This is a genomic window from Allobosea sp. (genome assembly GCF_017308015.1).
Lineage (GTDB): Bacteria > Pseudomonadota > Alphaproteobacteria > Rhizobiales > Beijerinckiaceae > Allobosea.
The window spans coordinates 459,479-473,623 of sequence record NZ_JAFKFW010000002.1; the positions used below are offsets into that span (position 1 = coordinate 459,479).

A 14,145-nucleotide genomic window follows, 5' to 3' on the forward strand; every position below is an offset into this window, starting at 1 on the left:
GCGAACCGGTACCCACTTCGCTCGAAAATGCCTCAACCCTTCCTGCTACGCCGGAACACGCCGACGAGCTCGACATGAGCGGAATAGCGGAACTGATCGACCGGCGTCACGGTCTCCAGCGCATAGCCGCCCGCAACGAGGGTCGCGGCGTCGCGCGCGAAGCTCGCCGCATCGCAGGAGACGTAGATCACGTCCTTGACCTTGGAGGCCGCCAATCGCTTGACCTGCGCCTCCGCGCCGGCGCGCGGCGGGTCGAGCACGATGACATCGAAACCGTTGAGCTCATGTTCCAGAAGCGGGCGGCGGAACAGGTCGCGCGTCTCGGTCGCGATCGGCTTCAGGCCTTGTGTCGCGCCCGCGCCCTTGGCGAGTGCCAGCATCGCGGCCTTGTCGCTTTCGATGGCGAGCACCTGCATCTTCTCGGCAATGTGGAAGCCGAACGGGCCACAGCCGGCGAAGAGGTCGGCCGCGCGCTTGCCCTTGGGTAGCGCCGCCATGACGAGCCCGGCCAGCACCTCCTCGCCTGCCGCCGTCGCCTGCAGGAAGCCGCCAGCGGCCGGCGCGACCAGCGCCTTGCCCATGCGCTGCAAGGGCGGGCGGCGCTCGACGACGATCTCGCCATGGTTGGAGAGCCGGGCGAGATCGAGCCGCTCGGCCAACTGCGTCAGGGCGAGCCGAAGCTTGTCACCGAGCGGGCCATGGCCGCGGATATCGACATCGAGCCCGGCTTCCGAGGCGGTGACCTGGATATCGAGCGGCTTGTTGGCCCCGCCCATGCGGTTCGCCAACATCAGGGCGACGGCCGGGGCGCGGTCGAGCCCCGGCGCCAGCACCGGACAGGCTTCGACGGAAATCAGGTCATGGCTGCGCGCCGCCATGAAACCGACGACCATCGCCTCACCCTGCCGGCGGGCATGGAAAGTGACACGGCGACGGCCGGCACCATGGGCATCGACGAGATCGCCGACCGGCGCCTCGATGCCGGCGCGGCTCAAGGCGGTGACGACTTGCTGGCGCTTCCATTCACGGTAGAGGCCGGGCGCCATGTGCTGGGCCGCGCAGCCGCCGCAGCGGGTGAAGAGCGGGCAGATCGCGGCGATGCGGGAATCCGACGGGGTGATGATCTCGACGAGCTGGCCGCGCTCGCCATCGACCACGGCGCGCACGGTCTCGCCGGGCAGTGCATAGGGAATGAAGATGCTGCCGGAGGCAGCCTGCACGATGCCGTCACCCTTCTGGCCGAGGCGATCGACGCTCAGGATTTCATTCATGGCGAGCTTCGGAGAAGAATCGTCTCCGGCGTGCGACTTGGCGACTGGCATTGTTCCGAATTCGGGGCGAAAGGCCCGCTCACTGATGACCGCTGAGAGGCTTTCGCCTATCAGGTTGGAGAGAAATTGGGAAATCCTGGCATGACCATCCGCAACGGCGTCATCGAAGCCATCGGCAGCACCCCGCTCATCAAGCTCGAACGCGCCTCGGCGGACACCGGCTGCATCATTCTCGGCAAAGCCGAGTTCATGAATCCCGGCCAGTCGGTGAAGGACCGTGCCGCGCTCGCCATCATCCGCGATGCCGAGGCGAAGGGGCAGTTGAAGCCCGGAGGCATCATCGTCGAGGGTACCGCGGGCAATACCGGGATCGGCATCGCGCTCGTCGGCAACGCGCTGGGCTATCGCTCGGTCATCGTCATCCCGGAGACACAGAGCCAGGAAAAGAAGGACATGCTGCGGCTGGCCGGCGCGACGCTGGTCGAGGTGCCGGCGGCTCCTTACGCCAATCCGAACAACTATGTGAAGGTCTCGGGCCGTCTCGCCGAGGAACTGGCGAAGACCGAGCCGAACGGCGCGATCTGGGCCAACCAGTTCGACAATGTCGCGAACCGGCAGGGCCATCTCGAAACGACCGGCCCGGAAATCTGGGAGCAGACGGCAGGCAAGGTCGACGGCTTCATCTGCGCGGTCGGCTCAGGGGGAACGCTGGCCGGTGTCGGCATGGCGCTGAAGGCGCGCAATCCCAAGGTGACGATCGGGCTGGCCGATCCGATGGGCGCAGCGCTCTATTCCTATTACACGGCGGGCGTGCTCAAGGCCGAGGGCTCCTCGATCACCGAGGGCATCGGCCAAGGCCGGATCACCGCCAATCTGGTCGATGCGCCGGTCGATATCGCCTTCCAGATTCCCGATGCGGAAGCGGTGCAGATCGTCTTCGACCTGCTGGAGCATGAGGGGCTGTGCCTCGGCGGCTCGTCCGGCATCAATGTCGCCGGAGCGATCCGGCTGGCGAAGCGGATGGGACCGGGCCACACCATCGTGACGGTGCTGTGCGACTACGGCACGCGCTACCAGTCGAAGCTGTTCAATCCGGAATTCCTACGTTCAAAGAACCTGCCGGTTCCCGGCTGGCTGGAGCGGAGTGGCTCGGCCCTGCAGCAGTTCGTGGCGAAGGTGATGGCCTGAGGCACGGCTTCGACAATTGGCGCAGCCGCAAAAGTGGTTTCCACGAGGACCGAACGGTCCTAGCCTGCGCTTCGATGATCCAGCGATCGGCGAGGTGGTCGCATGTCAGTCTCGGAAACCCGGCTCACATCCGCCACCGCGCGGGAAGCGGCCCCCGCTGCCATCCCGCTCGGACAGGGCCACCCGCATCAGGACGGTGTCATCGCGTCCGGCGTCTATGTCCACGGCGTGCGTGTCGCCGATATTCCGGTCATGGAAGCGGGGGAATGGGCCCGCAAGGACGACCATGTCGTCTGGATCGGCCTGTTCGAGCCTGAGCCCGCGCTCCTGCGCTTGGTGCAGCAGCAATTCAACCTGCATCCCCTCGCGGTCGAAGATGCCACCAACGCCCATCAGCGGCCCAAGCTCGAGCAATACGGCGACGCGCTCTTCGTCGTCGCCCGCACGGCCCAGTTGATCGATGGGCGCATCGCCTTCGGCGAGACGCATATTTTCGTCGGCCGCGGCTATATCGTCAGCGTGCGGCACGGCGCCTCGACCTCCTACAAATCGGTCAGGCAGCATTGGGAGACCTGCCCGACCTCGCTGGCGAAGGGCGAGGATTTCATCCTCTATGCGATCCTGGATTTCATCGTCGACAATTACATGCCGGTGCTGGAAGCGATCCATGACGAGGTCGAGGAGATCGAGGACAAGGTCCTGGCCAAGCCGATGGGACGCTCCGATATCGAGCGGCTCTACATGCTCAGACGTGACCTGCTGCGCCTGCGCAACGCGGTGGCACCGCTGGTCGATGTCTGCCAGCGCCTGATGAACGGCACGGTGCCGCAGGTCCGGCCGACGCTCGCCCCGATGTTCCGCGACGTGACAGACCATGTCCGCACCGTGCAGGAGAAGATCGACAGCCTGCGCGAAGTCCTCGCCTTCGCCTTCGAGGCGAGCCTACTGGTCGGGCAGAGCCAGGAAAGCCTGATCACCAAGCGCCTCGCCTCATGGGCCGCCATTCTGGCCGTGCCGACGGCGGTCGCCGGCATTTATGGCATGAACTTCAAGAACATGCCGGAACTGGAGATGCACTACGGCTATTACGCCGTGATCTGCGTGATCGTGACGGCCTGCTCGTTCCTGTACTGGCGCTTCAAGCAGAACGGTTGGCTGTAGTTATCTCAAGGGCCAGACCAGCAGGATCATCGGCACGGCGAGCAGGATGACCAGCAGCGACAACGGCGCGCCGAGCCTCGCATAATCGCTGAAGCGATAGCCGCCCGGCCCCATCACCAGCGTATTGCACTGGTGGCCGATCGGCGTGAGGAAGTCGCAGGCGGCCCCGATCGCCACCGCCATCAGAAAGGCGTCGGGATTGTAGCCGAGGTTTTTCGCGAAGCCGGCCCCGATCGGCGCCATCACCAGCACTGTCGCGGCATTGTTCAGGAAGGGCGTCACCGCCATTGCCGCGACGAGGATGAGCGCGACCGACGCCCAGCCCGGCAAGCCACCGCCGATCATCGCGAGCCAGGAGGCGAAGAGATCGGTCGCACCGGTGGTCCGCAATGAGTCGGAGACCGGGATCAACGCCGCCAGCATCAGCAGGATCGGCGCATCGATGCTGTGATAGGCCTCGCGCAGGGGCACGCAACGGAACGCGATCAAGAGCACCGCCGCGGCAAAGAAGACGAAGGGAACCGGAGCAAGCCCCGCCGCCAGCGCGACGATGGCGGCGAGCGCGATCGTGACGGTCAGCACGACGCGGCGGGTCGAGCCAAGCGGCACCAGCCGGTCGGCCAGCGGCAACAGGCTGAGCTCTGAGAGCTTTTCCGGCAGCAGCTTCTCGTCGCCCTGGATGACGACGATGTCGCCGGCCCGCAGGCGGATATCGCGCAGACGCTGGCTGAAGCGCTCGCCGGAACGGCTGATCGCGATCATGTTGACACCGAAGCGGCGATGCAGCGCGATATCGCCAGCCGACTGGCCGATCAGCGTCGAGTCCGGGCCGATGATGGCCTCGGCGATACGGTCGGGATCGAGCGCATCCTGCTTCTGCGTCGGACGGTCCTTGCCGGTGAGATCGAGCCCGCCTTCCGCGACCACCCGTTCCAGTACCGCGGCATCGCCGCGCAGCAGCAGGATATCGCCAGCCTTGAGCGAGGCGTCTGGCAGCGGCGCCTGGGCGCGACGCGTGTTGCGAAGGATCGAGACGATCTCGATGGCCTCACCGCCGATCGCCTTGAGATCGGCGACCGTCCTGCCGGCGAGCGGCGACTTCTCGCGGATCTTGGCTTCGGTCAGGTAATCCTTGATGTCGATCGCCTGGTCGAGCGAGACCGCACCGCGGCGCTCGCGCGGCAGCAGGCGATAGCCGACGCTGAGAAAGAGGCAGCCTGCGACGGCCACGACGATGCCGACCGGGGCAAAATCGAACATGCGGAAGGGTTCGCCGCCGAGCTCCTGCCGGACGCGGGCGACGATGACGTTCGGCGAGGTGCCGACCAGCGTGACGATGCCGCCGAGCAGCGAGGCGAAGGCCATCGGCATCAGGAAGACCGACGGCGATTTCCCGCTCTTGCGGGCAAGCTGGTAGGCGATCGGCAGCATCATCGCGAGCGCGCCGATATTCTTGATGATCGCCGACATCACCGCGACGACGAAGACGAGCAACGGTACCTGCAACTGCGTCGAGGTCAGGCCCGAGCCCAGCTTCGAGAACAGCCGCTCGATGATGCGCGAACGTGCGACTGCCGCGCTCAGGACCAGCGCGCTGCCGACGATGATGACGATATCGTCCGAGAACCCCTTGAAAGCCTCCGCTGCCGGCACCAATCCCAGCAGAACCGAAAGCAACAGCGCCAGCATGGCGACGATGTCATAGCGCAGCCGCCCCCACACGAAGGCGGCCATCATGCCAGTGACGAGAAGAACGGAGAGAATCTGCGGCTGGGTCATCCGGCCTTCGATGAATCGCGCGGTGAATGGCTCACAACCACTTCTTCCACCGGAAGAACATATAGGGCAGCACGGCGAACAAAATCATCAGGCCGACCGCCATCGGATAGCCCCACTGCCACTCCAACTCCGGCATCGTCTTGAAGTTCATGCCGTAGATCGAGGCGATCAGCGTCGGCGGCATCAGCGCCACCGAAACGACCGAGAAGAGCTTGATGATCTTGTTCTGCTCGATCGAGACGAGGCCGAGCGTGGCATCCATCATGAATTGCAACTTGTTCGACAGGAAAGCGGCATGCTCCTCGATGGCCTGTACGTCGCGCACCGCGGAACGCCATTCCGCTGAGAAGCCGGTCTGCGCCTTCTTCGGCCGCGTATAGTTGGCCGACAGGAAGAGCAGCACGCGCTCGACCGAGACCATGCTCTCGCGGACATTCGAGATGATGTGCTCGTACTGACCGATCTTCTGGATCACGACCTGATAGACCCCGCCGCGCTCGACATCCTGCGCCCGCCCGGCAAAGACGCGGCGCGAGGCGATATCGATCCTGTCGCCGACGCCGCGCAGTACCTCGGCGGCACGATCGACGATGGCCTCGATCAAACCATCCAGCACGGCTTCGGGCTGCTGGCCGCAGCCGCCGGGCTTGGTCGCACGGTTGAGGAAGATGTTGAAGGCGCCCGGCTCGTCATAGCGCACCGTCACCAGCGCCTTGTCGGTCAGGATAAAGGTGACGTCAGCCAGCAGCGGAACGATGGTGTCGGACTGGCAGATGATCCGCGCCGTCATGTAGCGCGCACCGTTCTCGGTATAGATGATCTCGGAGGGCTCGAGATCGTGCATTTCCTCGCGCGTCGGGATCGAGATGCCCAAATGCTTCTCGACCCGCCTGTCCTCTTCAGGCGTCGGCTTGAGCAGGTCGATCCAGACGACATCTTCTGGAAAATCCCCGTACGGGTCGAGCTTACCGGGCCGAAGCTTGTCGCGCGTGTCGGGGCAGGTGCCGTGGATCGTCAGCATGGGCGCGAATCTCGCTGCACGGTCGGGATGGAAACCGGCAGGAACTCCGATCCGAGCCGCGTGTCAAACCGATGACGGCCCGGACCGAAGTGCTGCCGCAGCGTCAGACGCCGCCCGTTACGCCCTGCGGCGGCAGGCTGTCGGCCGGCACAAAGAAATCCGGCATCAGTGGCACGGAGGGATCGACGCGGTACTGGCCGAAATCGGTGACGCCCTCGCCGGCCATGAAACTGTCGTCGATCAGGAAGTTGCCGGAGAACTCGCGGGAAGGCTTCGAGAAGATCATATGGGCGGCATCGGCGAGAATCTCCGGCGTGCGGCTCGCCTGCACCATCTTGTCGCCGCCGAGCAAGTTCTGGACGGCTGCGGTCGCGATCGTGGTGCGCGGCCAGAGCGCATTGACCGCGATCCCCTGGCGCGCGAGCTCGCCGGCAAGGCCGAGCACGCACAGGCTCATGCCGTATTTGGCGATCGAATACGCCAGGTGCGGCGCGAACCACTGCGTCTTCATGTCGAGCGGCGGCGAGAGCATCAGGATATGCGGGTTCTGCGCCTTCTCCAGATGGGGAATGGCGTATTTCGAGACCATGAAGGTGCCGCGCGTGTTGATCTGATGCATCAGATCGAAGCGCTTCATGTCGGTCATCTGCGTGTTGGTGAGCTGGATCGCGCTGGCATTGTTCACGACGATATCGATGCCGCCGAAGGTCTCTGCGGTTTTCGTGATCGCCTCGGCAACGCTCTGTTCGTCGCGGACATCGACCATCAGGGGCAGGCATTTGCCGCCGGCCGCCTCGATCTCGGCGGCAGAGGTATAGATCGTCCCGGGGAGCTTGGGATGTGGCTCCGCCGTCTTTGCGGCGATGGTGACATTGGCGCCATCTTTCGCCGCCCGGAGCGCGATGGCGAGGCCGATGCCACGCGAGCCGCCGGTGATGAAAAGCGTCTTACCCTTGAGCGACATCGCCGCCTCCCTGTTCATTGGTGATGACGTAGCGGGCCGGCTGCGAACCATTCCGGTCGGTGAAGCCATAGGCGCGCGCGAGGTCAGCGACATGCAGCACCTGCCCCGTGTGACGGGCGACATCGGGATCGCCAGCGAGCGCCACGACGGCGCGGCCAGCATAGAGCGGGGTTTCGGTCGTCTGGTCGCCGAGGCCGGCGTCGCGGACGCGCTCGGTCAGGACATGGCCGGGCGACAGGCCCAGCGCCGTGACGCCGAAGGGCTCCAACTCCTGCGCCATCGCGAAGCTCAGGCGGTTCATCGCCGCCTTGGCGAGGTCGTAGAAGACATCGCCAAGATAATCGCCCGCCATCTCGAAGCTCAGCGTGACGATCAGCCCTGAGCGCGCCTGCACCATGGCCGGGGCCACTGCCCGCGCCAAAAGCAACTGCGCGTAGACGCCGCTCTCGAAGCTCTCGCCCAAGCGCGCCGCCGGACGACGCCAGAACGGCGTGCCGAAACCGGAGCCGTCAGGATAGCGCTCGCCGTCATAGCCTTCATTGCCGCCCCAGACCGCATCGACCACGCAGTCGAGCCGGCCGAAGCGGCGCAGGGCCCAGGCGACGAGCCCGTCGACATCACGCTCGCTGGTATGGTCGCAGCGATAGGGATAGCCCTTGCCGCCGGCCGCCTCGACCTCGCGGGCCGTGTCCTCGAAGGTCTCGGAGCGCTGGTCCGTGCGCGGCCCCGCCTCGCTGGAGCGGCCAGTGACGATGACGGTCGCGCCAGCCTCGCCAAGAGCCCTGGCGATGCCGCGCCCTAACCCGCGCGAAGCGCCCGCCACGAGACAGATGCGGCCGGAGAGGGACGGTTGGGCCGTGGTCATGCGAATCCCCGGCGAATCGTCTCTGGCGTTGACTGGCCGGCTGCTCTATAGCCCCGCTCCCCTCGCGATGGAGCAGCACCATGGACAGCATCGATGTCGCCGCCTGCTGGGAGGCCAATGCCGAAACCTGGACCCGGCATGCGCGGGCCGGCTACGACCTCTATCGCGACGCGCTGAACACCCCGGTCTTCCTGGCGAATCTGCCAGATATCGCCGGGCTCACCGGCCTCGATATCGGCTGCGGCGAAGGCGCGAACACGCGCAAGCTGGCGGAAGCCGGCGGGCGCATGATCGCCGTGGACATCGCTCCGACCTTCATCCGCCATGCGCAGGAGGCCGAGGCCGCCGCACCGCTCGGCATCGACTACCGGCTCGGGGACGGCACCGCCCTGCCCTTCCCGGATGCCCAGTTCGATTTCGCCACGGCCTTCATGTCGATGATGGACATGCCGTTTCAGAACAGGGCGCTGACGGAGGCCGCGCGCGTGCTGAAGCCGGGTGGCTTTTTGCAGTTCTCCATCCTCCACCCGTGCTTTGCGCCGCCCTATCGCAAGGTGCTGCGCGACGATGCCGGGAACATTCGCGCGATCGAGGTCGGCCGCTATTTCGACGGCATCGACGGCGAGATCGAGACCTGGCGCTTCGGCGCCGCCCCGGTCGCGGTCAAAGCCAGTGTCGAGCCGTTCCGCGTGCCGCGCTTCCACCGCACGCTGAGCGAGTGGGTGGCGATGATCGTCGCGGCCGGGCTCACGATCGAGCATATGGCCGAGCCGCATGTCGATGCGGAGACGGCGAAGGCCATCCCCTATCTCGCCGACACGCATATCGCGCCACTGTTCCTGCATATCCGCGCCCGCAGGGGCGCCGCAGCCTGACCGGAGCGCTGCTGCAAGGCTCACGCGTCGAAGACCGCTGCCGCATCGGCTATGGCGCCTGCGCCTTCCGTCACCGCGAGTTCGAGAGCCGGGGCCTCGGTCGCAATGCATTCGGCATGGAAGCGGGCAGTTGCGAGATCGGCCGCGCCCTCCGCCTCGGAACGGGTCGCGAGCGCCTTCTTCGCCAGCCCCGTACCGCCCTGCGCCAGCGCGAAGAGCTTCAGATAGGGCGTGGCGCCCGCCAGCGCGTCGGCCTGGCTCGTGCCAAGCGTGTTCAGCATCCAATCCGTCGCACGCTCCAGTGCATCGACGGCGGCGCCGAGCCGGGCGGCGGCGTGACCGAAGCCCGGATTATTGGCGCGCTCGACCTCGCCGACGATGCCGCGCAACTCCATGATCAGCGCCTTCACCGCCCCGCCGCCGGAGAGCGGCAATTTGCGGGTGACGAGGTCGATCGCCTGGATGCCGTTGGTGCCCTCGTAGATCGCAGCGATGCGGGCGTCGCGCAGATGCTGGGCGGCGCCGGTCTCCTCGACGAAGCCCATACCGCCATGGACCTGCACGCCGGTCGAGGCCACATCGATGCCGATATCCGTGGCATAGGCCTTGGCGATGGGCGTGAGGATGGCGGCGCGCTCGGAGGCGACCTTGCGCTTGCCCTCGTCGGTCTCGCGATGCGAGCGGTCGAGCGCCTCCGCGACCTGATAGGAGATCGCGCGGGCACCCTGCGTCTTGGCGCGCATGTCCATCAGCATGCGGCGCACGTCCGGATGGACGATGATCGGGCTCATCGGGGCGCCCTTGGGCGCATCGAGCGCCGCGCCCTGCTTGCGCTCATGAGCAAAGGCGAGCGCCTGCTGATAGGCGCGCTCGGCAATGGCGACACCCTGCAGGGCGACGTTGAGGCGGGCGTTGTTCATCATCGTGAACATGCAGGCGAGACCGCGATTTTCCTCACCGATCAGCCAACCGATCGCGCCGCCATTGTCGCCAAAGGCCATCGAACAGGTCGGCGAGGCGTGGATGCCGAGCTTGTGCTCGATGCCGGAGCAACGCAGATCATTGTGAACGCCGAGCGATCCATCGGCATTGACGATGAATTTCGGCACGAGGAAGAGCGAGATGCCGCGCGTGCCGGCAGGGGCGTCCGGCAGGCGCGCCAGCACGAGATGCACGATGTTCTCGGTCAGGTCGTGCTCGCCATAGGTGATGAAGATCTTCTGGCCGGTGATGCGATAGGTGCCGTCGCCGACACGCTCGGCCTTGCTGCGCAGCGCGTTGAGGTCCGAGCCGGCCTGGGGCTCGGTCAGGTTCATCGTACCCATCCACTCGCCGGAGACGAGCTTGGCGAGATAGGTCTCCTTGAGATGGTCGGAACCATGGGCATGGAGCGCCTCGATCGCGCCGACCGTCAGCAACGGGCCGAGAGCGAAGGCGAAGGCCGCCGAGTTCCACATCTCGATGCAGGCCGATTGCAGCAAGGTCGGCAGCCCCTGCCCGCCATAGGCTTCCGGCGCCGGGAGCGCGTTCCAGCCCGCTTCGGCCCAGGCCTTGTAGGCCTCCTTCCAGCCCGGCGGGGTGGTGACGGCGCCGTCCTTCAGCTTCGAGCCGTTGAGATCGCCGACACGGTTCAGCGGCGCGATCACGTCGGCGGCGAATTTCGCGGCCTCGTCGAGCACGGCTTCGGCGACGCCGCCGTCGAGCTCCGGCGCGAGCCCGTCGGCGATGAGCCGGTCGAGCCCCGCAACGTGGCGCATGGTGGAGAGCATGTCGGAAACCGGGGCGCGATAGCTCATAGGTCGTCTCTCCTCGAGGCCGCTACTTACCCATGAAAGCAGCCGCAGCCTGCATTTGCCGTTGCCGCGATGGTAGCGAGGAACTATCGCCTAAGCCACGCGCAAGCGAGCGCGACCTTCGTCCCGTGTCGTGCTCACCAGTTAGTTTATATATAAACCATCATCGGTCAATCGCGTCGTGAACCAGCTCCTGCCCTCCTCCCGCCAGACGAAGCTCCTCGCCGCCGATGTCTCCAGCATCGCTGATGCGGCGGCGCTGCTGCGCGCAGGCGGGCTCGTCGCGATGCCGACCGAGACCGTCTACGGGCTCGCGGCGGACGCGACTTCGGGCACGGCGGTTGCCGGCATCTACGCTGCCAAGGAGCGTCCGAGCTTCAACCCGCTGATCTCGCATCTGCCCGATCTCATGAGCGCGCGCCGTCAGGGCCTGTTCGATGCGAACGCACTGGCGCTGGCGCAAGCATTCTGGCCGGGGCCATTGACGCTGGTCGTGCCGGCTTCGTCAGGCTGCACCGTCAGCGATCTGGCGCGGGCGGGACTTCCGTCCGTCGCATTGCGCGTCCCGTCCCATCCGGTCGCACATGCTGTGCTGGAGGCTGCCGGACGGCCGATCGCGGCGCCCTCCGCCAACCGCTCCGGGCGGATCAGCGCGACCAGCGCCGCTCATGTGCTGGCCGACCTTGAAGGCCGCATCGACGCCATCCTCGATGCCGGTTCGACCGAGGTCGGGGTCGAATCCACCATCGTCGCCTGCCTCGACGGCGCGCCGCGCCTGCTGCGCCCGGGCGGCGTTCCGCGCGAGGCGATCGAGCATGTGATCGGCCGGCCGCTGGTCATCGCGGGCGATGCCGGCCATGCGCCGATCTCGCCCGGCATGCTCGCCTCGCATTATGCGCCGGCAGCGCGGGTCAGGCTCGACGCCGACGCGCCCGATGATGGCGAAGCCTGGCTCGGCTTCGGCCCCGAGGAGCACAAGCATCCGGCTTCGCTCAATCTCAGCCCGAGCGGCGACCTGCATGAGGCTGCCGCCCATCTCTTCGGCTACATGCGCCGGCTCGACGAGATGGGGCGGAAAACCATCGCAGTTGCCCGCATCCCCGAGCGTGAGCTGGGCGAGGCGATCAATGATCGTCTGCGGCGCGCCGCCGCGCCGCGCTGATTCCGCTCTCTCGGATTTGAACTCCTCCAGCTTGCATCACTGCAAGATATCGGCTTGCGTGCCCGCAGGAGGATGCCTCGCCGATGAACGCCAAACTCGCCTGGGACGATTTCCGGCTTATCAAGGCCATTGCCGATCATGACGGGCTGACCGGGGCGGCGGCCGCGCTATCCGTCAATCATTCGACCGTGTTCCGGCGGCTCGGCCAGATCGAGGAGCTCGTCGGCCTGCCGCTCTTCGAGCGCCGCAAGTCCGGCTATGTCGCGACCGTCGCCGGTGCCGAGATGGCAGCGCTGGCAAGCCGAATGGACGAGGATGTCACCGCCTTCGCGCGACGCCTCGCCGGGCGCGACGTCGCCCCCTCGGGCGAATTGCGGATCACCACGACCGACACGCTCTACCAGAACGTGCTGCTGCCGATCTTCGCGGCCTTTCGCCGGGCGCATCCCTTGATCCGGCTCGATGTCGTCATCGGCAATCAGGCGCTCAACCTGTCGAAGCGCGACGCCGATATCGCGATCCGCGCCAGCGACACGCCGGGCGAGACGCTGGTCGGCCGCCGCATCGCCACCATCGCCTGGGCGATCTACGGCCGCGCCGCGGACGGGATCACGACCGAGGAGGAAGCGAGCCCCGCCCTGCTCTATCAGCGCGACTGGGTCGCGCTCGGCGACCAGCTCTCGCATGTGAAGGCAGCCCGCTTCGTGCGCGAGCATGTCGTGCCGGAGCGGATCGCGCTGAAAAGCTCGGCGGTTCTCGGCATCGCGGAAGCTGTCGCGCAGGGCCTCGGCATCGGACCGCTGCCCTGCTTCATCGCCGACCAGCGGTCCGACCTGATCCGGCTCCTGCCGCCGAATCCGGATTTCGCCACGGGTCTCTGGGTGTTGACACATCCCGATATCCGGCACGTGCCGCGTGTACGCGCCTTCATGGATTTCTGCAGCAACGAGCTCGCCAGGCAGCGGGCGCTGTTCGAGGGATAGGCCTCAGCCGATCTCGACGACGACGCGGCCCTTGACCTTGCCGTCCACGATGGCCTTGCCGGTCTCGACCACGGCTTCCAGCGGGATCGTCGTGGTGATCAGGGCGAGCTTGTCGCGATCGAGGTCGCTGGCGAGGCGCCGCCACGCCTCGATCCGGCGCGGCTTCGGGCACATCACCGAATCGACGCCGAGCAGGGCGACGCCGCGCAGGATGAAGGGCGCGACCGAGGCCGGCAGGTCCATGCCCTGCGCCAGACCGCAGGCAGCAATGGCGCCGCCGTACTTGGTCATCGAGAGCAGGTTCGCCAGGGTATGCGAGCCGACCGCGTCGACGCCGGCAATCCAGCGCTCCTTGCCCAGCGGACGGCCGGGCGCCGCCAACTCGTTGCGGTCGATGATCTCGGCCGCGCCGAGGCTCCTCAGGTATTCGGCCTCCTCCGCCCGGCCGGTCGACGCCATGACCTGCCAACCGGCCTTGGCCAGGAGCGCTATCGCGACCGAGCCGACGCCGCCGGCAGCGCCCGTGACCACGACCGGGCCGTCGGCGGGTTTCAGACCGTGCTTCTCGAGCGCCAGCACGCAAAGCATCGCTGTGTAGCCGGCCGTGCCGATCGCCATCGCCTCGGCAGGGGTCAGGCCCGCCGGCAGCGGCACCAGCCAGTCGCCCTTGACCCGGCTCTTCTGGGCGTAGGCGCCGAGATGCGTCTCGCCGGTACCCCAGCCGTTGAGCACGACGAGATCGCCCGGCTTGAACCCGGGGTGTTCGGAGGACTCGACCCGGCCAGCGAAGTCGATGCCGGGGATCATCGGCCAACGACGCACCACCGGCGCCTTGCCGGTAATGGCGAGCCCGTCCTTGTAGTTCACCGTCGAGTGGGTGACGCGGACGGTGACGTCGCCCTCCATCAGGTCGCTCTCGGCAAAATCGGTGAAGGCGAGATTCGGCCCGGTCTCGCCCTTGGTCGCCACGAGGGCCTTGAACGTCGTCATCACCATCTCCGAAACCTGCAAACGCGAAGGCCGACAAGGTTGCAGCGGCGTGGCGCCACCGCAACCCCATCGGCCGTGTGTAGACGCGCCATC

The 14,145-nt window shown here is 66.6% G+C and carries 12 protein-coding genes; 5 read left to right on the forward strand and 7 right to left on the reverse strand.

Going from position 1 to position 14,145, the window contains the following annotated elements; translation table 11 throughout:
- Positions 1 to 32 precede the first annotated feature (32 nt).
- Positions 33 to 1,271, reverse strand: a complete 1,239-nt coding sequence (locus J0I42_RS02200) for a class I SAM-dependent RNA methyltransferase (protein ID WP_291652324.1) — start codon at positions 1,269 to 1,271, stop codon at positions 33 to 35.
- A gap of 141 nt (positions 1,272 to 1,412) precedes the next feature.
- Between J0I42_RS02200 and J0I42_RS02205 the strand changes: the two genes are divergently transcribed.
- Positions 1,413 to 2,459, forward strand: a complete 1,047-nt coding sequence (locus J0I42_RS02205; RefSeq protein WP_291652326.1) for a cysteine synthase A — start codon at positions 1,413 to 1,415, stop codon at positions 2,457 to 2,459.
- A gap of 102 nt (positions 2,460 to 2,561) precedes the next feature.
- Positions 2,562 to 3,620, forward strand: coding sequence for a magnesium and cobalt transport protein CorA (locus J0I42_RS02210; protein WP_291652327.1), 1,059 nt, complete (start codon positions 2,562 to 2,564; stop codon positions 3,618 to 3,620).
- Here the strand turns inward: J0I42_RS02210 and J0I42_RS02215 are convergent, their stop codons facing one another.
- The 4 genes from J0I42_RS02215 to J0I42_RS02230 form a co-directional block, all read right to left on the reverse strand.
- On the reverse strand, positions 3,621 to 5,399 hold the full coding sequence (locus J0I42_RS02215) for an SLC13 family permease (RefSeq protein ID WP_291652328.1): 1,779 nt from the start codon (positions 5,397 to 5,399) through the stop codon (positions 3,621 to 3,623).
- Between the two features lie 31 nt (positions 5,400 to 5,430).
- Positions 5,431 to 6,420 (reverse strand): magnesium transporter CorA family protein, encoded by a 990-nt coding sequence (locus J0I42_RS02220; RefSeq protein ID WP_291652330.1) that lies wholly within the window; start codon positions 6,418 to 6,420, stop codon positions 5,431 to 5,433.
- Positions 6,421 to 6,523: 103 nt separating this feature from the next.
- Positions 6,524 to 7,384 carry an SDR family oxidoreductase gene (locus J0I42_RS02225; protein WP_291652332.1) on the reverse strand — a complete coding sequence of 287 codons (861 nt, stop codon included), beginning with the start codon at positions 7,382 to 7,384 and terminating at the stop codon, positions 6,524 to 6,526.
- The gene (locus tag J0I42_RS02230; RefSeq protein ID WP_291652334.1) at positions 7,368 to 8,249 is read right to left on the reverse strand and encodes an SDR family NAD(P)-dependent oxidoreductase; all 882 of its coding nucleotides are present in this window, start codon (positions 8,247 to 8,249) and stop codon (positions 7,368 to 7,370) included. Before J0I42_RS02230 ends, J0I42_RS02225 begins: the two co-directional genes overlap by 17 nt.
- Before the next feature lie 80 nt (positions 8,250 to 8,329).
- Here J0I42_RS02230 and J0I42_RS02235 point away from each other — a divergent pair, with 80 nt between their 5' ends.
- Positions 8,330 to 9,124 carry a class I SAM-dependent methyltransferase gene (locus J0I42_RS02235; protein ID WP_291652336.1) on the forward strand — a complete coding sequence of 265 codons (795 nt, stop codon included), beginning with the start codon at positions 8,330 to 8,332 and terminating at the stop codon, positions 9,122 to 9,124.
- A 20-nt stretch (positions 9,125 to 9,144) separates the two neighbouring features.
- Here the strand turns inward: J0I42_RS02235 and J0I42_RS02240 are convergent, their stop codons facing one another.
- Entirely contained in the window at positions 9,145 to 10,920 is a 1,776-nt protein-coding gene (locus J0I42_RS02240; protein WP_291652337.1) for an acyl-CoA dehydrogenase, read from the reverse strand.
- Positions 10,921 to 11,098: 178 nt separating this feature from the next.
- On the opposite strand from J0I42_RS02240, the gene J0I42_RS02245 reads away from it, so the two are divergent.
- Entirely contained in the window at positions 11,099 to 12,079 is a 981-nt protein-coding gene (locus J0I42_RS02245) for an L-threonylcarbamoyladenylate synthase (protein ID WP_291652338.1), read from the forward strand.
- Between the two features lie 83 nt (positions 12,080 to 12,162).
- Positions 12,163 to 13,062, forward strand: a complete 900-nt coding sequence (locus J0I42_RS02250; protein ID WP_291652341.1) for a LysR family transcriptional regulator — start codon at positions 12,163 to 12,165, stop codon at positions 13,060 to 13,062.
- A 3-nt stretch (positions 13,063 to 13,065) separates the two neighbouring features.
- Here J0I42_RS02250 and acuI read toward each other — a convergent pair whose 3' ends face one another.
- A complete protein-coding gene (acuI, locus tag J0I42_RS02255) occupies positions 13,066 to 14,052 on the reverse strand; it encodes an acrylyl-CoA reductase (NADPH) (protein ID WP_291652343.1) in 987 nt (328 codons plus the stop codon).
- Between the last annotated feature and the right edge of the window lie 93 nt (positions 14,053 to 14,145).

What these genes read in the sequence shown, in the direction of transcription:
- J0I42_RS02200 (WP_291652324.1), bottom strand. Translation starts at nt 1,271, where the DNA reads ATGAATGAAATCCTGAGCGTCGATCGCCTCGGCCAGAAGGGTGACGGC.
- J0I42_RS02205 (WP_291652326.1), top strand. Translation starts at nt 1,413, where the DNA reads ATGACCATCCGCAACGGCGTCATCGAAGCCATCGGCAGCACCCCGCTC.
- J0I42_RS02210 (WP_291652327.1), top strand. Translation starts at nt 2,562, where the DNA reads ATGTCAGTCTCGGAAACCCGGCTCACATCCGCCACCGCGCGGGAAGCG.
- J0I42_RS02215 (WP_291652328.1), bottom strand. Translation starts at nt 5,399, where the DNA reads ATGACCCAGCCGCAGATTCTCTCCGTTCTTCTCGTCACTGGCATGATG.
- J0I42_RS02220 (WP_291652330.1), bottom strand. Translation starts at nt 6,420, where the DNA reads ATGCTGACGATCCACGGCACCTGCCCCGACACGCGCGACAAGCTTCGG.
- J0I42_RS02225 (WP_291652332.1), bottom strand. Translation starts at nt 7,384, where the DNA reads ATGTCGCTCAAGGGTAAGACGCTTTTCATCACCGGCGGCTCGCGTGGC.
- J0I42_RS02230 (WP_291652334.1), bottom strand. Translation starts at nt 8,249, where the DNA reads ATGACCACGGCCCAACCGTCCCTCTCCGGCCGCATCTGTCTCGTGGCG.
- J0I42_RS02235 (WP_291652336.1), top strand. Translation starts at nt 8,330, where the DNA reads ATGGACAGCATCGATGTCGCCGCCTGCTGGGAGGCCAATGCCGAAACC.
- J0I42_RS02240 (WP_291652337.1), bottom strand. Translation starts at nt 10,920, where the DNA reads ATGAGCTATCGCGCCCCGGTTTCCGACATGCTCTCCACCATGCGCCAC.
- J0I42_RS02250 (WP_291652341.1), top strand. Translation starts at nt 12,163, where the DNA reads ATGAACGCCAAACTCGCCTGGGACGATTTCCGGCTTATCAAGGCCATT.
- acuI (WP_291652343.1), bottom strand. Translation starts at nt 14,052, where the DNA reads ATGACGACGTTCAAGGCCCTCGTGGCGACCAAGGGCGAGACCGGGCCG.